Origin of the sequence: Amycolatopsis sp. VC5-11 (assembly GCF_037034185.1) — a bacterium.
GTDB lineage: Bacteria > Actinomycetota > Actinomycetes > Mycobacteriales > Pseudonocardiaceae > Amycolatopsis > Amycolatopsis nivea.
In genome coordinates, this window is the sequence record NZ_JBAGKF010000020.1 from 138007 (window position 1) to 154436 (window position 16430).

A 16430-nucleotide genomic window follows, 5' to 3' on the forward strand; every position below is an offset into this window, starting at 1 on the left:
TCACTGTAACCCGCGGCTGTTTTAACAGGCTTGCGATCAGATGTAGTACATCTGCTACATTTCATCGCACAGGCAGGATGGGGGTCATCCAATGAGAGATCTAGCGGACACCGTGCTCCGCGTCGAAGGCCTACGCATGCGGTACGGCGCGAACGACGTGCTGCACGGCACGTCGTTCACCGCGCACCGCGGCGAGGTGCTGTGCCTGCTCGGCCCGAACGGGGCGGGCAAGACCACGACGATCGAAATCCTCGAGGGGTTCCGCATGCGGTCCGCAGGCGAGGTGTCCGTGCTGGGCACCGACCCGGCGCGCGGCGGCGAGGACTGGAGGGCGCGGCTGGGGGTCGTCCTGCAGTCCTGGCGCGACCACGGGAAATGGCGCGTGCGCGAGCTGCTCGACCTGCTCGGGTCGTTCTACTCGCCGTACTCCACCGACCGGATCCGGCGGCCGTGGGACACCGACGAACTGATCGAGGCGGTCGGGCTTTCCGAGCACGCGGGCAAGAAGATCCGGATGCTGTCCGGCGGGCAGCGGCGCAGGCTGGACGTGGCGATCGGCATCGTCGGCCGCCCCGAACTGCTGTTCCTGGACGAGCCGACCGCCGGGTTCGACCCCATGGCGCGCCGCGATTTCCACGAGCTCGTGCACCGGCTCGCCGACGACGACACGACGATCCTGCTCACCACGCACGACCTCGACGAGGCCGAGAAGCTCGCCGACCGGATCCTGATCCTGAGCGGCGGCCGCATCGTCGCCGACGGGTCGCCGGACCAGCTGAGCAGGCAGATCGCCGGCGAGGCCGAGGTGCGCTGGACGCTCGACGGACAGCGGTTCGTGCACTCGACCACGGAGGCGACGAAGTACGTGTACGAGCTGTTCAAGCAACACGGCGAAGCGGTCGCCGACCTGGAGGTCCGGCGCGCGTCGCTGGAGGACACGTACCTGACGCTCGTGCAGCGCGCGGAATCCGGACTGGCCCCGGCGGGTGCGCTATGACGGCGTCGGCGCAGCGGACCGCGGCGCGGGTGGGGCTCCGCCGCGGGTTCATCGAATTCCGCCAGCAGTGGACCAACCGGGACGACCTGATCGGCCAGCTCGTCTGGCTCGGGATGATCTTCGGCACGCTGCTGTTCATGCGCGGCGCGCAGCTGCCGGGCACCTCGTTCTCGCTGGGCGCCGCGACGGTGCCGGGCGTGATCGGCGCGGGCATCGTGTTCAACGGCATGACCAGCGTCGCGGGCTCGCTCGTCATCGACCGCGAGGACGGCACGCTGCTGCGCGCCAAGGCGACGCCGAACGGGATGCTCGGCTACCTCGTCGGCAAGGTCACGACGTTCTCGATGGTGCAGGCCGCGAGCGTCCTCGTGATGCTGGTGCCGTCGCTGTTCCTGTTCGACGGGCTGGCCCCGGACGGGTTCGTCTCGATCCTGAGCCTGCTGTGGGTGCTCGTCGCCGGGCTGGTCGCGACCGTGCCGATCGGCGCGGCGATCGGTTCGCTGATCCAGGATTCGCGGATGCTGGCCCTGGTCATGCTGCCGGTGCTCGGGCTCGGCGCGATCTCCGGGATCTTCTACCCGATCACCGCGCTGCCGGTCTGGCTGCAGGGCGTCGGGCAGGTGTTCCCGATGTACTGGCTCGGCCTCGGCATGCGGTCGGCGCTGCTGCCCGACCAGGCGGTCGTCGTCGAAATCGGGCAGTCGTGGCGGCCGTGGGCGACCCTGGGGGTGCTGCTCGCGTGGGCCGTGATCGGATTGGCGCTGGCCCCGATCCTGCTGAAGCGGATGGCCCGGCGCGAATCGGGGTCGTCGGTGGCGGCGCGACGGGAAAGGGCACTTCAGCGTGTGTGAGGCGCGGTGAGCGAGAACGTCTACAACCGCATCGCGGTGCTGCGCGCCGAACGCGGCATCTCGCGGCGGCAGCTCGCGGACGCGCTCGGCGTGCACTACCAGACCATCGGGTACCTGGAGCGCGGCGAGTACAGCCCGAGCCTGTACCTGGCGTTGCGGATCGCGGAGTTCTTCGAGGTCGCGGTGGAGGTGCTCTTCTCCACCGCGCCCTTCCCGCGGATCGGGGACGAAAGCAAGCCCGCGTGAGGGTCTGCTCACCTTGACGGCGCCGGTGCGCCCGGCGAGAGTAAGAGCGCACACGCGTCGGCACGCGGAGGAACCCGGTGGAAATCCGGGGCGGTCCCGCCACTGTGACCGGCGGCCCCGCGGCCGCCGTCAGCCAGGAACTCCCGCCGGCGTGCCCGACGACCCGGGGCGCGGACACCCCGAGTGAGGAACGCCGTGATCCTGCTGCTGTCCACTTCGGACACCGACCTGCTCAGCGCCCGGGCCAGCGGCGCGGACTACCGCCTCGGCAACCCGTCCCGGCTTCCGCTGCACGATCTGCCCGGGCTGCTGGACGGCGTGTCGATCGTCGTCGTCCGGATCCTGGGCACGCCGCGGACCTGGCAAGAAGGCTTGGACACGCTGCGCGCGTCGGGTGCGCACGTGGTCGTGCTCGGCGGCGAGCAGACGCCGGACGCGGAGCTGATGAAGCTCTCCACCACGCCCGCCGGGATCGCCGCCCAAGCGCATCTGTACCTCGCGCAGGGCGGTCCGGAGAACCTCACGCAGCTGCACCGCTTCCTGTCCGACACGCTGCTGCTCACCGGCGAAGGCTTCGAACCGCCCGCCGAACTGCCGTCGTGGGGCGTGCTTTCCCGGCCCGCTTCCTCGAACGACGGCCCGGTCATCGGGATCCTCTACTACCGAGCGCACCACCTGTCCGGGAACACCGGTTTCGTGCACGCGCTGGCCGACGCGGTCGAATCCGCGGGCGGCCGCGCGTTGCCGATCCACACCGCGTCCCTGCGCACGCGCGCGCCGGAGATGATGGCTGAGCTGGGCAAGGTCGACGCCCTGCTGGTGACTGTGCTGGCAGCGGGCGGCACCCGTCCGTCGGAAGCCGGGGCCGGCGGGGACGACGAATCCTGGGACGTCGCGGAAATGGCCGCGCTGGACGTGCCGGTGCTGCAGGCGTTGTGCCTGACCAGCGACCGCGAAACCTGGTCCGCCAGCGACGACGGCCTGTCCCCGCTCGACGCGGGCAACCAGATGGCGGTACCCGAATTCGACGGCCGGATCATCACCGTCCCGTTCTCCTTCAAGGAATTCGACGACGACGGCCTCCCCCGCTACATCGCCGACGCCGAACGCGCCTCCCGCGTCGCGCGCATCGCCCTCGCGCACGCCCGGCTCCGCCACACCCCGCCCGCTTCCCGGCGGATCGCCCTGATGCTGTCCGCGTACCCGACGAAGCATTCGCGCGTCGGCAACGCCGTCGGCCTCGACACCCCCGCGTCGGCGATCAAACTCCTGCGCCTCATGCGCGAACGCGGCTACGACCTCGGCCCCGAGGCTTTCCCCGGCGTCGACCCGACCGGCACCGACCAGCCGGACGGCGACGCGTTGATCCACGCCCTGATCGCCGCGGGCGGCCAGGACCCCGAATGGCTCACCGAAGAACAGCTCTCCGGCAACCCGATCCGCGTCCCCGCCGCCCGCTACCGCGCCTGGTTCGCTGCCTTGCCGGTCGAGTTGCAAGAGGCGATGGAAGAACACTGGGGCCCCGCACCGGGTTCGCTGTATGTCGACACGTCGGCAAACCCCGAGGGCGACATCGTCCTGGCGTCGCTGCAGTCCGGCAACGTCATCCTGATGATCCAGCCGCCGCGCGGATTCGGCGAGAACCCGGTCGCGATCTACCACAACCCGGACCTGCCGCCGAGCCACCATTACCTCGCCGCCTACCGCTGGCTGGAAGAGGAATTCGGCGCGCACGCCGTCGTCCACCTCGGCAAACACGGTTCGCTGGAATGGCTGCCCGGCAAGACCGCGGGCCTTTCCGCCGCCTGCGCCCCCGACGCCGTACTGGGCAATCTGCCGTTGGTGTACCCGTTCCTGATCAACGACCCCGGCGAAGGCGCGCAAGCGAAACGCCGCGCGCACGCGACGATCGTGGACCACCTGGTCCCGCCGATGGCCCGTGCCGAGTCCTACGGCGACCTGGCCCGGCTCGAGCAGTTGCTGGACGAGCACGCCAACATCGCCGCGATGGACCCGGCGAAGCTCCCGGCGATCCGCGCCCAGATCTGGACCCTCATCCAGGCCGCGAAACTCGACCACGACCTCGGCGTCGAGGAACGCCCGCACGACGCCGAGTTCGACGACTTCCTGCTGCACATCGACGGCTGGCTGTGCGAGGTCAAGGACGCCCAGATCCGCGACGGCCTGCACATCCTGGGCGAGGCCCCGGTCGGCGAGGCGCGGGTCAACCTGGTGCTGGCGATGCTCCGAGCCCAGCAAATGTGGGGCGGCAAGCAAGGCGCCGTCCCCGGCCTGCGTTCCGCATTGGGGTTGAAGGAAAACTCGGACGCCCCGCTGTCCGAAGTAGACGCTATCGAGGCGACCGCGCACGCGCTGGTTTCTTTGATGGAGACCCGCGCATGGTCCCCTTCTTCGGTTTCTTCAGTGGTGAGCGAAGTCCTGGGCACTTCTGATGACGAAGTCGCCCGCGTCCTGACCTTCGCCGCCACCGAGATCGTCCCCCGCCTGGCAGGCACCTCGTCCGAAGTGGACGCCGTCCTGCACGCCCTCGACGGCGGCTACATCCCCGCCGGCCCGAGCGGTTCCCCGTTGCGCGGCTTGGTCAACGTCCTGCCGACCGGCCGCAACTTCTACACCGTCGACCCGAAGGCCATCCCCAGCCGCCTGGCGTGGGAAACCGGCCAGGCCCTGGCGGACTCCCTGCTCCGCCGCTACCGCGAAGACACCGGCGACTGGCCGCGGTCCGTCGGCCTCTCGGTGTGGGGCACCTCCGCGATGCGCACCTCCGGCGACGACGCCGCGGAAGTCCTGGCGCTGCTGGGCATCCAGCCGGTCTGGGACGAGGCTTCCCGTCGGGTGACCGGCATCGAGCCCATCCCGCTGTCCGAACTGGGCCGCCCCCGGATCGACGTGACAGTCCGCATCAGCGGCTTCTTCCGCGACGCCTTCCCGCACGTCATCACCCTGCTGGACGACGCCGTCCGCCTGGCCGCCTCCCTGGACGAACCCGAAGCCGACAACTACGTCCGCGCCCACGTCAACGCAGACCTGGCCGCCCACGGCGACGACCGCCGCGCCACGACCCGCATCTTCGGCTCCAAACCAGGCGCCTACGGAGCCGGCCTGCTCCCGTTGATGGACTCCGGAAACTGGCGCGACGACAAGGATTTAGCGGAAGTCTATGCGGTCTGGGGCGGTTTCGCGTACGGCCGGGATCTGGACGGCCGCCCCGCCCGCGAGGACATGGAATCGTCGTACAAACGCATTGTGGTAGCCGCGAAGAATACGGACACCCGCGAACACGACATCGCCGACTCGGACGACTATTTCCAGTACCACGGCGGAATGATCGCCACCGTCCGCGCCCTGACCGGCTCCGCACCCGCGTCCTACGTCGGCGACTCCACCACCCCAGACGCCGTCCGCACCCGTACTTTGGGCGAAGAAACGGCCCGCGTCTTCCGCGCCCGGGTCGTCAACCCGCGCTGGCTGTCCGCGATGCGCCGCCACGGGTACAAGGGCGCCTTCGAACTCGCGGCAACCGTCGATTACCTCTTCGGCTTCGACGCCACCGCGGGCGTGGTGGGCGACTGGATGTACGAGAAGCTGTCCCAGTCGTACGTTCTGGACGAGGAAAACCAGCAGTTCCTGCGCGACGCGAACCCATGGGCGTTGCGGGGAATCATCGAACGCCTTACGGAAGCCGCGGATCGGGGTCTGTGGGAAGAGCCGGATCCGGAGTTGATGGCCCAGATGCGCGAGGTTTACCTGACGCTGGAAGGCGATCTGGAGAACGACTGAGCCTTCGCTGTGCCGGGTTGCGGGCCGATCCGCAACCCGGCGCCAACGCTTCTCCAGCCGCGACGCGGGCCCACCAGCGCTCTCCTATGAGCTCCACGGCATTTTCCCCGCCCCAGCCGTCGCTCAACACTTTCGCCATGCCACTGGCCAGCCGTTCGACGCCCCGACCCACGCCTCTTCCGTCGCCAGCACACGCCCTTTCGGCCGCACCCGCTAGGCCAACTGCGGCCCCAGCCGCCCACCCCCGCGAAGGTCCGCCGAACAGTCCCGCCGACCCTCGCCCTATCGCCAAGCCCGCCCCGCCACTGCTCGCGCCACCACTCGCCGAACCGCCCCCTGACCCTCGCTCTACCGCCAAGCCCGCCCCGCCCAGCCACTCCACCACCACAGCTCGCGCCACCACTCGCCGAACCGCCCCCTGACCCTCGCCCTACCGCCAAGCCCGCCCCGCCCAGCCACGCCACCACCACAGCTCACGCCACCACTCGCCGCACCGCCCCCGCCGGTCAGCCACCGCGACCCCCGACCGGCGCCCCCGGCTCGCGCCTGCCCAGTCCAACCGCACCGTCACCGTCTCCCCCTCTCCCCAGCGGACCACTCGCCCCGGCGGTCCGCGTCCTTTTGCGCGGAACCGTTGCGCCACAAGGGCTAACCCGCCGCAGCGGATTCCGGCATACCTCCCGAACCAGCCCCCCGCCGGACAAGAGCAGCCGACCGCACCTTGACTTCATAATGGTCTAGTCCAATGCTTACCGCATTCATTTTCCGAATGCTCGCCGGAGGACAGATGCAGCGAAGCAGACTGGCCGCCACACTCGTCGCCGCCGCTACCGTGGCCGGGGCGGCCGCCGTCGTGGCCGCGACCGCCCACGCGCAGACCGGGGCGTCGACCGGCCTCGACAACAACTGGTACGCCGCCGCGCCGTACCTCATGCCGCAGAGCAACAACCCGCCGGACCCGGTGACCGTCATGAACGCGACCGGGCAGAAAGCGTTCCAGCTGGCCTTCATCCTCGCGCCGAAGGGCGGCGGATGCAGCCCCACCTGGGACGGCACCTCGCCGGTTTCCTCGGACACGACCGTCGGCGACGCGATCAACCGCATCCGCGGCAACGGCGGCGACGTGTCGGTTTCGGTCGGCGGCTACGGCGGCACGAAACTGGGCCAGACCTGCGGCACCGTCGACGCGACCGCCGCGGCCTACCAGCAGGTCGTCGCGAAATACAACCTGAAAGCCATCGACTTCGACCTCGAAGAACCCGAGTACGAAGACACCGCGGCCATCGCGAACGAACTCGGCGCCGCGAAGAAATTGCAGGCGGACAACCCCGGTCTCTTCGTCTCGGTGACCATGCCGGGAACCGCCGCGGGCACCGGCTGGTTCGGCACCCAGCTGCTGGACCAGGCGAAGTCGATCGGCTTCTCTCCCAACAACTTCTCGATCATGCCGTTCGACGGCGGTTTCAGCGGCGGAGGTGCGTCGCAGGTGTCGGCGCTCGAGGCGTTCCACGGCTTGCTCCAAAGCCACCTGGGCTGGGACAGCGCCACCGCGTACGCGCACGAGGGTTTCTCGGGAATGAACGGGAAATCCGACAGTTCGGAATACTTCAACGTTTCCGATTTCCAGACCGTGTACGACTACGCGACGAGCCACCACCTCGGCCGGTTCACGTTCTGGGCGGTGAACCGCGACCGGCAATGCACGACGACGACCGACAACAGCGTGTGCTCGAACGTCCAGCAAAACGACTGGGACTTCACGAAGTTCACCACCCGGTTCGCCGGCGCGACCCCGCCGCAGACCACTCCGCCGACGAGCCCGACCAGTCCGACCAGCAATCCTCCGGGAACCTGCTCGGCACCGGAATGGCAGAAAACGCAGGTTTACACCGGCGGCACCGTGGTTTCGCACAACAGCCACAAATGGACCGCCAAATGGTGGACCCAGGGCGAGGAACCCGGCACGACCGGCCAATGGGGCGTCTGGACCGACAACGGCGGCTGCTGACCGGCTAGTTTTCCCGATCGGGTGCTGCGACGCGGATTCCGTGCCGCAGCGCCCGATCGTCCGGTGCTCAGGGACGAACGCCGGGCAGATGCGTGTTCGCCCGCCGGACTTCCGAAGCCAGCGCCGGGACCTCGATCACCCGTCGTCCGGCCGCGACAAGCCGCTCGACCCCTTCGGCCTCGACGAACAACGACGGTTCCCGCCAGGCCATCACCACTCGCGGAATGGCGGTTTCGAGGATCAGCTGCGTGCAGCTTTTGGGGTGGGACGCACGATCGCTGCACGGTTCGAGCGAGCTGTACATGGTCGCGTCGGCGAGTCGCGGGTCGTGCGGATCGAGCTTCGCCAGCGCGGCTTCTTCCGCATGATTGCGCGGATCGCCTTCGCCGGAATGCCCGGTGGCGAGCACCGTCCCGTCCGGCAGCCCGACGACCGCGCCGACCCGAAACGTCGAACTCGGCGGGCATTCGTCGGCGAGCTCGATGGCCTGCCGCAACCGCAGCAGATCGAGCGACGACGGTTCGACCGCGGCGCGGTACCGCAGCACCGCGACTTCTCCGAGCCGCCGCACTTCCGTCAGTTCCAGCGGTCGCGGAAACGCGCCCGGCCCGAGAAACCGCGGCGCTCGCGGGTCGCCGACCATGATCGGCGCGATCGCGAGCCGGAGTTCGTCGGCGAGCCCAGCGTCGAGGAATTGGGTGTGCACCGCCCCGCCGCCCTCGACGAGCAGCGTCCGGATCCCGCGCGCGCCGAGGTCGTCCAGGATGTGCTCGAGCCGCGGCGGACTGCCGACCTCCACGACGGTCGCGACCGCACTCAAGCTGTCCGCACTGCCTCGCGGCGCGTAGACGAGCTTCTCGGTGTCGCCGACGGTGAAGAACCGCGCCGCCGGATCCAGCTTGCCGCTGCTGGTGACCGTCACCTTGACCGGTTGCTCCGGACGCCCCGCCGAGACCCGCTCACGGCGGAGTTCGGCGGAGCGCACGAGGAGCCGCGGGTTGTCGGCCCGCACCGTGCCCGCGCCGACGAGGATCGCGTCGGCCTCGGCGCGGAGCCGGTCGACCTCCGCGAAGTCGTCCTCGTTGGACAGGAGCAGACGGGTGGCGCCGGCGTCGTCGAGGTAGCCGTCCAGCGATTGCGCCGCGGACAGCAGGACGTGCGGCCGCCCGGTCATCGTGCCCATCCGCTCATCGTGCTCCGGCCAGGTCAGGCAGGCACTACGGCGTACTGGCGGACGTACAGGTCGGTGTAGGTCACCGGCCCGCGCGGCCCCGGCACCCGGTCGAGGTTGATGCCGGTTTCGGGCACCGCGAGCAGCTTGAAGCCGTCCAGCAGCCGGGTCGGCGCGTTCCAGAACACGCCCGTGCCGGTGTAGCCGTCGAAGAACCGCTCCGCGGCCGCCGGGTCCTCGGTCGCGATCCCCGCGGCGAGCCCGGACGTGCGCTCGTTCGCGATCTCGACCGCGTCGACGAGCCCGCCGACCTTCTCCACGGTGACGGTCGCCTCCCGCTCGGAGTCCAGCGCCCACTCGTAGCCGATCGGATGCTCGTGCGGCGCGAGCGAAGGCGTGACGCCGCGCTCGGCCAGCGCCGACTCGATCTGCGGCCACACCGTGTCGTGCACGTCCTCGTGGATCAGCAGCAGGTTCAGCCGGTTGCAGACGCCGAGCCGGTCGAGGCTCGAGAACACGAGGTCACGAACCTTGCCCGCATCCGCCGCGGCGTCGACGTACAGCACACCGCCGCCGTCAGCGTGCGCCAACGTGCGCACCCCGTGCACCGCGGCCTCGGTCGCCAGCGCGCGCGTGCTGTCGCCACTGCCGCGCAGGATGACCAGCGGTACAAGCCCAGGCAGCCGAACCAGCGCTGACGCGGCTTCCCGCTCCACGCGCGGCACCAACTGCACGACGTCCGGGTTGATCCCAGCGGCCTCGAGCGCGGGCGCGATCACGACGTCCCGCAACCGCTGCGCCGAGCCAAGCGCCGCCGACCCGGTCCGCAGCACGCCGCCGTTGCGCGACTTGACCAGCTGCGACGCCACGTCGACCGTCACGTTCGGCCGCGCCTCGTAGTTCGCGCCGATGACGCCAACCGGACGCCGCCGTTCGACCAGCCGCAGCCCACCGTCCAGCGTGGACACGTCGACGGCCCGCTCCTGGTGCGGCGCGCCGGCCAGCAGACGCAGCTGATCGGCCATCCCGTCGAGCCGCTCGGGCGTGATGGTGAGCCGGTCGAGCAGACCAGCGCTCATCCCGTCGGCCGTAGCCTTGGCAACATCGGCCCGGTTGGCCTCAAGCACCTCGTCCCGGTGCGCGACGAGCCGCTCCGCCATCCCGACGAGAGCCGCGTCCACCGCCTCGTCCCCGGCGGCAGCCAACGACGGCGCAGCCGCCTTCGCCGCCCGCGCACACTCCTCGACGGCCTTCGCGACCTCGTCCATCGCCTGTCTCCCTCCGGCGGCTCAGCAGACGTCCAGTCTGCCGGACACCCGCCTCTGACCTGCATCGGGACCCTCATCGCGGGCCAGACGCCGGGACGCACCGACCGACCACGAGAGGCTTCCCATGAGTTCCGGAAACCTACCAAAGGCAGCGACGTGCCCAGCGAACGAGCAACCTTCTGCCGACGTGGAGCCGGGATTGCCGCCGTGGTCGTAGGCGTGGCACTGCTCGCGCCCCTGAGCCCGGGCAGCACGAAAAGCGTCCGCGACCGTTGGGCGACGAGGTCGCGATCGCCAAGGCCGGAGCACCCGCGCACAGCTCCTGGCCAAGCGCGACGCGTGCTGGCATCCGACAGGCTTCCAGACCCCAACGTCGCTCGAAAGCAACGAGTGCGCGCCCTTCTGATCAGACCGCCGGAACACGTGCTGTTCGACAGTCAGACGCCTGAGCTAAGTGGACATCACCGCCGTAACGAACGGAGCAGCACACACGACTACAAACCACCTCAGGCCAAGGAGCACCGCATGATCAAGGGCCTCGCCATCTTCGCCGCAGCGGCCGCAGCGACCGTCACCCTCACCGCCTGCTCCGGTGGTAACGCCAGCGGTCTCGGCGCCAGTGGTTTGACTCCCACCTCAGCTTCGACGCCCAGCTACCCGCCGCAAGAGTCCTGCCCTCCACTCAAAGCCGGACAGTCATGCATCAACGGGCAACTGGTCGAATCCAGCCCCACCAGCGAGACTCCCCAGGCCCTGACGAGTTCGCCCGCCGAGACTCCGCAATCCCCTCCTCCGGTCGAGTCCAGCCCAGCGAGCGAGGCACCGCAGTACCCGCCCCAGGTCGAGCAGGCCCGCGACTCCGCGCTGTCCTATCTCAACTACACCGCTTTCTCACGAAACGGCCTGATCGATCAGCTGTCCTCCAAGTACGGCGACAGCTACCCGAAGAACGTCGCCACCCAGGCGGTGGACAGCCTGGACGTCGACTGGAACGAACAGGCAGCCAAGGCGGCGCAGTCATACCTGGACTACACCTCGTTCTCGTGCACCGGCCTGATCCAGCAACTGTCCTCGAAATACGGTGAGAAGTTCACCAGTGCCCAGGCCAAGTTCGGCGCGCACCAGACGAAGGCATGCAAATGACATCCGACGCGTGACCAACGCCGAACAGCTCCCGCACCCCTCACCGCGGCGTCGTGACTGATCACCCGCAGCGGTTGGAGATCGCAACCACCCAGGAGAGCTGGGTCAGGCGCGAACGCCACCAAGCACTCGGACGTGCAGTGTCGCGCACGCCCTGCCAAGCGCGGCGACAGCTTGCCACGGCATTGCCGACGACAGCGTGCGCCCATAACCGGCCGTTCCACCCTACCGCTTGCCACTCAACTGCTTGCCACTCAACTGCTTGCCGCTCAACCAATCCGTCGGCAACCCAGCCAATGCTCAACCGATCCATGGGCCGCCCTGCCAACGCTCAACCGATCCGTGAGCCGCCCAGCCAGCGCTCAACCGATCCGTGAGCCGCCCAGCCAGCGCTCGACCAATCCGCCGCGGCCGCCCAGCCAGCGCTCGACCAATCCGCCGCGGCCGCCGTCCGCTCGCACGCGGAGCGTGCATGAACGTCGCCGCCGCACCGCCACGGGCTTCCGCCGCATCCCAGCGACCGCGCGCCGTCGCACGACGCCACCGAGCCGCCAGTCCGCGTCACCTCACCGCAACCGACAACCGCAGCGACCGCATCACAACGCCAACGGTTGCAGCAGCCACAACCCGCCCGCGATCACGCAACTCGCCGTGAGCACGCCGAACACCAGCACCCACAACACCGCGGGCACAGCGGTCAGCCGGCTCAGCTGATCGGCGTCGGAGTCCCGCGCCTGGCCACGCCGCCGCTTGAGCTGAAGCTCCACCACCGGCCGAACCCCGCCGAACAGCAGGAACCAGGTCAGCAGGTACACGAAGGGCGCCTGCACCACCTTCGGCGCGACCAAGGCCACCAGCCCGAGCACGACAGCGCTTGCCACCACCGTGAACACGCCGTAGGCATTGCGCACCATGATCAGCACGCCCAGCAGCAGCAACGCGACCAGCACGAGCACCGCGGTGATCAGGTCGGCTCCGACCAGGCTCGCGAACAGCAGTCCCAGGACCGACGGGGCGATGTATCCGGCCAAAGCGGTGAACGCCATGCCGGGCCCCTCAGGCTTGCCGCGCGACACGGTGACCCCAGAGGTGTCCGAGTGCAGCCGGATCGACCGCAGCCGCCGTCCGACTGTCACCGCGGCCAGCGCATGGCCTGCCTCGTGCACGATCGTGATGACGTTGCGGGCGAACCGCCACGGCGTCCCGCCGGCCAGCACGACCAGCAAAGCGATCGCGCCGGTGACCAACGTGATGACGCTCGGCGTGTTCGCCTGTTCCAGCGCCGCGCTGACTGTCCCAGTGCTCGCGGCCATGGCCGCACCGGAGACTTCTCCGGTGCCCGGTCGAGCACTGAGCACAGTCGAGACGGCGAGTACAGGCGTAGTCACGCGGACACCTCACCACAGGCCCTATTTGGCTGCTGTGAGTGCCCAGGCAACATCCGTCGACCGCGATTCGGTATGGGCCGCGGCCTCACTCCATGGCATCTCCCTCCTGCCGATCCGCGACTTCAAGTACCGCTCAGTCCGCGACCTCCACGGACACCTTCAGCCGATCAAACCGGAATAGATGGGCAACCCATGACCGATACGGACGCCAATCCTCAGCCAACGGCTCAAGCTCGTCCGGCGGCGTGTCGGGAGGCAACGCGTACTCCGCGCACAGAATCTGGTGGAGCTGGGTGTCCAGGCGGGGGAAGAGATCGGGATGTCCCGCGCCGTGCAGCAAGATCTGCTCGGCGGAGAACGCTCCGATGCCCGGGATCGCACACAGGCGGCTCATCGCTTCGGGGATCGGCAGCGCCAGCAACTCCTCGGTGTCCAGGCGACCGTCTACAGCTGCCCGGGCGACAGCTCGGAGGCGCGCGAGCCGGAATGGCCCCACCGACGGTTCGTCGCCCAGCTCGGCCAGAATCTGCGGCGAGGGAAAGGAAAACAGCCCGTCTTCGCCGACCTGACGGCCATGGCGCACAGTCAACTGCTCGCGAAATCGTCTCGCCTGCGGGACCCGCATTCCTTGCGTGAGCACGGCCCAGCAAGCCGCTTCGTACGGCGACGAAAACAGCACTGGGCGCGCTCCGCTGTGACGGGCGTGCAGCCGCCGGACCACCGAGTCCCGGCTTGCGGCCTCGGCGAACCCCGATTCGTCGACATCAAGCGAAAGCATCCGGCTCACCTGCGCGACCACCCGCGCGGCGACCTCCACCGGCGCCGCCACCCCGACTTCGACCGTGCCCGGGGATCTCTGCCGGATCGCGGCCCCGGCATGGGTCCAGGCCCCCTCCACCGGGAACGCCATCCGCAGCACGCCCGGTTCGGCGGCGAAGGACCCCGCCGGGCCCGCCCCGGCGAGCCACCGCGAGGCGGCGCTCAGGTCGAAGGCCCCATGCACGGCGATTTCACCGGTGGGCAGGTCGATCGGACGCAGGATCGGTGCGGTCATCAGTCAGTCCTCCTCGCTGGTCTCCGCGAGTCGGAGACCGTGCGGACGACGTTAGGAACAGCCACCGACAATGCCGGGCCTCGAACGCTTGATCGGGCAGATCTTCACTCGAACGAGTGAGCAGCTGATGCCGCATACTGCCGGTATCCCACCGAGAGGACCTCCGTGCCGCACCACAGCACCCAGCAACGGCTCACCGATCTGCTCAGCGAACCGGCCACGACAGCCGACGGTTTCTTCGACACCCTCGGCGACGCGGCCCAGGCCGGCCCGCCCACCGGGCTCACCCAGCGGCTCATGCGCACCACGCTGCTGCCGCAGGTATACGAACACTACTGGCGGCCCGTGCTCGGCCGCGTCCTCAAAGGCCCCAGCGGCCCGAGCATGGCCGACGAGGTCGCGCTGGCCTCTGAACGTCTCGGGCTACAGCCGGGCCAAGTCGTGCTCGACGTCGCATGCGGAACCGGCCGGTTCACGCGCGCGTTCGGGGACGCGGTGGGACCGGACGGACTCGCGATCGGCCTGGACGGCGCACGCAGCATGCTTTCGCGCGCGGTCGAAGAAACTGACTCGCCGAACGTGGCTTACCTCCGCGCCGACGCGGTCGAACCGCCGTTGCTTTCGTCCACTGTGGACGCTGTCTGCTGTTTCGCCGCCCTGCACATGTTCGCCGAGCCGGAACGCGCGCTCGATTCGTTCACCCGGATTCTGCGTCCCGGCGGCCGGATCGTCCTGCTCACGAGCGCCCGCCGAGACTGCCGGCTGGCCCGGATCGCCGACACCGCAGGAGGAATCGTCAGCGGGCAACGCATGTTCGACCGAGGGGAGATCGCGGCCGGCTTGCGCGCGCGTGGCTTCGACGAGGTGCGCGAGCAGTACTTCGGCGTCGCCCAACTCGTCTCCGGTCGGCTGTCCGACGTGCGGTGATCCATTTCTGTCGGGGTTCGGAGTTAGCATTCCCCGCATGACCCACGCCGCACCTGTCCCGCCGGACGACAGCCACCTCCGTTCCCTAGTCGAAGCCACCGCCGATGCCGTGGCCGCCGCCGAACCGCTCAGCTCCGACTACGCCGGGGCCGACGCGGAAACCCGTGCTGCGGTTGAAGAAGAAGTGCGTTCCCGCGCGAGCGAACTCGTCGCGCTCAGCCAGGATCTGCACGCGCATCCGGAAGAAGGGTTCGCCGAACACCGGTCAGTCGGCGCGCTCGCCGACTTGCTGCGCGCCCATGGGCACGAAGTCACCGTAGGCCTCGGCGGGCTGGACACCGCGTTGCGCACCGGAACTCCGGACAACAAGGGGCCGCACATCGCGGTTCTGTCCGAGTACGACGCACTGCCCGGATTGGGACACGGCTGCGGGCACAACGTTATTTGCACTGCCGGAGCAGGCGGATTCCTCGGTGCGGCAGCAGTGGCCGAACGACTCGGCGGACGTGTGTCCCTGGTGGGCACCCCTGCCGAGGAAGGCGGTGGCGGCAAGGAGACGCTCGCGCGAGCCGAGGTCTTCGACGATGTCGACGCGGTGATCATGCTGCACCCGTTCCTCGGCAGGCGGCAGCTCGAGATGGTGTTCCACGGCGTCGGCGCGCATGCTTCGGCCCAGCCGTTCATGGGGCGCAACGCGCTCGACGCGGCGGTGGCGGCCTATCAAGGAGTGTCGGCGCTGCGACAACAGCTGCCGTCGAGCGACCGGGTGCACGGCATCTTCACCGACGGCGGCGCGCGGCCGAACGTGATCCCGGCCCGGGCGGCTCTCCTGTTCTACCTCCGGTCGGCAAATCCCGACACGCTGCGCGACTTGGCCAGCCGGATGACCGCGATCGCCCACGGCGCGGCCGAAATGACGGGCTGCGGAGTGGAATTGCGCTGGGACGCGCAGCCGGCGTATCTGCCGATCCGGTTCAACACGACACTGGCCGGACGGTGGTCGGTCAATCAACAGGGCACGGGGCGGAAACCGCTGCCGCCGGGCATCGTGCCGGAGTTCCTGACCGGGAGCACGGACCTCGGGAATTTGTCTTTCCGGATGCCCGCGCTGCACCCGATGATCGCGGTGTCCGGGCCGACGGTCGCCTTGCACACCAAGGAATTCGCTGAGGCTGCTGGGTCGCCGGCGGGTGATCAGGCGGTCATCGACGGCGCGCTGGGGCTGGCTCTGACAGCCGCCGACTATCTCGCCGACGCGGCGCTGCGCAAAGCCGTGCACGACGAGTTCGAGGCATCGGGAGGGGCGTTGGACGTGCCGAGTTTCTTTGACTGACAGGTGTGGGGGTTCGTGGATGACGATGGCCGGAAGGCTGGAAAGGAGGTGCGCCGCGGCCGGTTTGACGGGTTGGGTTGACGCCTTGGACGGTTTGGGCTGACGCAGTGCTCGTCGGCGGCGGCGAGCACCGCGGGCTCATTGGCGTGAACGGAACGAGCTGCCCTGACTTGGCTCAGCCGACGGCACGGCACGGCACGGCACGGCACGGCACGGCACGGCACGGCACGGCACGGCACGGCA

At 69.3% G+C, this 16430-nt stretch carries 12 protein-coding genes and 1 riboswitch; of the genes, 8 read left to right on the forward strand and 4 right to left on the reverse strand.

Annotation, left to right across the window (positions count from 1 at the left end; translation table 11 throughout):
* Nucleotides 1-91: 91 nt before the first annotated feature.
* The 5 genes from WA670_RS38385 to WA670_RS38405 all read left to right on the forward strand — a co-directional run bounded on the left by WA670_RS38385 (nucleotide 92) and on the right by WA670_RS38405 (nucleotide 7903).
* Entirely contained in the window at nucleotides 92-997 is a 906-nt protein-coding gene (locus WA670_RS38385) for an ABC transporter ATP-binding protein (protein ID WP_336161087.1), read from the forward strand.
* On the forward strand, nucleotides 994-1848 hold the full coding sequence (locus WA670_RS38390) for an ABC transporter permease (RefSeq protein WP_336161088.1): 855 nt from the start codon (nucleotides 994-996) through the stop codon (nucleotides 1846-1848). Before WA670_RS38385 ends, WA670_RS38390 begins: the two co-directional genes overlap by 4 nt.
* Nucleotides 1849-1854: 6 nt before the next feature.
* Nucleotides 1855-2094 carry a helix-turn-helix transcriptional regulator gene (locus WA670_RS38395; protein WP_037354504.1) on the forward strand — a complete coding sequence of 80 codons (240 nt, stop codon included), beginning with the start codon at nucleotides 1855-1857 and terminating at the stop codon, nucleotides 2092-2094.
* Between the two features lie 67 nt (nucleotides 2095-2161).
* Nucleotides 2162-2237, forward strand: a riboswitch (cobalamin riboswitch).
* Between the two features lie 52 nt (nucleotides 2238-2289).
* Nucleotides 2290-5895, forward strand: a complete 3606-nt coding sequence (gene cobN / locus WA670_RS38400; RefSeq protein WP_336161090.1) for a cobaltochelatase subunit CobN — start codon at nucleotides 2290-2292, stop codon at nucleotides 5893-5895.
* Between the two features lie 787 nt (nucleotides 5896-6682).
* Nucleotides 6683-7903, forward strand: coding sequence for a chitinase (locus WA670_RS38405; RefSeq protein WP_134662588.1), 1221 nt, complete (start codon nucleotides 6683-6685; stop codon nucleotides 7901-7903).
* A gap of 67 nt (nucleotides 7904-7970) precedes the next feature.
* On the opposite strand, the gene WA670_RS38410 is transcribed toward WA670_RS38405, so the two are convergent.
* Both WA670_RS38410 and WA670_RS38415 read right to left on the reverse strand, forming a co-directional pair.
* Nucleotides 7971-9077, reverse strand: coding sequence for a dihydrofolate reductase family protein (locus WA670_RS38410; protein WP_037817739.1), 1107 nt, complete (start codon nucleotides 9075-9077; stop codon nucleotides 7971-7973).
* A gap of 32 nt (nucleotides 9078-9109) precedes the next feature.
* Complete coding sequence (locus WA670_RS38415) at nucleotides 9110-10342, reverse strand: aldehyde dehydrogenase family protein (protein ID WP_134730406.1); 1233 nt, start codon at nucleotides 10340-10342, stop codon at nucleotides 9110-9112.
* 525 nt (nucleotides 10343-10867) lie between these two features.
* Here WA670_RS38415 and WA670_RS38420 point away from each other — a divergent pair.
* Nucleotides 10868-11485 carry an Ltp family lipoprotein gene (locus WA670_RS38420; protein ID WP_078870659.1) on the forward strand — a complete coding sequence of 206 codons (618 nt, stop codon included), beginning with the start codon at nucleotides 10868-10870 and terminating at the stop codon, nucleotides 11483-11485.
* A 596-nt stretch (nucleotides 11486-12081) separates the two neighbouring features.
* Here the strand turns inward: WA670_RS38420 and WA670_RS38425 are convergent.
* Both WA670_RS38425 and WA670_RS38430 read right to left on the reverse strand, forming a co-directional pair.
* Nucleotides 12082-12798, reverse strand: a complete 717-nt coding sequence (locus WA670_RS38425) for a M50 family metallopeptidase (protein WP_037817627.1) — start codon at nucleotides 12796-12798, stop codon at nucleotides 12082-12084.
* A gap of 208 nt (nucleotides 12799-13006) precedes the next feature.
* Nucleotides 13007-13927, reverse strand: coding sequence for a DNA-3-methyladenine glycosylase family protein (locus WA670_RS38430; protein WP_051729374.1), 921 nt, complete (start codon nucleotides 13925-13927; stop codon nucleotides 13007-13009).
* Between the two features lie 165 nt (nucleotides 13928-14092).
* Between WA670_RS38430 and WA670_RS38435 the strand changes: the two genes are divergently transcribed.
* A complete protein-coding gene (locus WA670_RS38435) occupies nucleotides 14093-14854 on the forward strand; it encodes a class I SAM-dependent methyltransferase (protein ID WP_037817629.1) in 762 nt (253 codons plus the stop codon).
* Between the two features lie 37 nt (nucleotides 14855-14891).
* Nucleotides 14892-16187: an amidohydrolase gene (locus WA670_RS38440; protein ID WP_336161089.1), complete on the forward strand. Its 1296-nt coding sequence runs from the start codon at nucleotides 14892-14894 to the stop codon at nucleotides 16185-16187.
* Nucleotides 16188-16430 lie beyond the last annotated feature (243 nt).

Bases quoted from the DNA above. Each gene is read 5' to 3' on its own strand.
- WA670_RS38385 (WP_336161087.1), top strand. From the start codon at position 92: ATGAGAGATCTAGCGGACACCGTGCTCCGCGTCGAAGGCCTACGCATG.
- WA670_RS38390 (WP_336161088.1), top strand. From the start codon at position 994: ATGACGGCGTCGGCGCAGCGGACCGCGGCGCGGGTGGGGCTCCGCCGC.
- WA670_RS38405 (WP_134662588.1), top strand. From the start codon at position 6,683: ATGCAGCGAAGCAGACTGGCCGCCACACTCGTCGCCGCCGCTACCGTG.
- WA670_RS38410 (WP_037817739.1), bottom strand. From the start codon at position 9,077: ATGACCGGGCGGCCGCACGTCCTGCTGTCCGCGGCGCAATCGCTGGAC.
- WA670_RS38415 (WP_134730406.1), bottom strand. From the start codon at position 10,342: ATGGACGAGGTCGCGAAGGCCGTCGAGGAGTGTGCGCGGGCGGCGAAG.
- WA670_RS38420 (WP_078870659.1), top strand. From the start codon at position 10,868: ATGATCAAGGGCCTCGCCATCTTCGCCGCAGCGGCCGCAGCGACCGTC.
- WA670_RS38425 (WP_037817627.1), bottom strand. From the start codon at position 12,798: ATGGCCGCGAGCACTGGGACAGTCAGCGCGGCGCTGGAACAGGCGAAC.
- WA670_RS38430 (WP_051729374.1), bottom strand. From the start codon at position 13,927: ATGACCGCACCGATCCTGCGTCCGATCGACCTGCCCACCGGTGAAATC.
- WA670_RS38440 (WP_336161089.1), top strand. From the start codon at position 14,892: ATGACCCACGCCGCACCTGTCCCGCCGGACGACAGCCACCTCCGTTCC.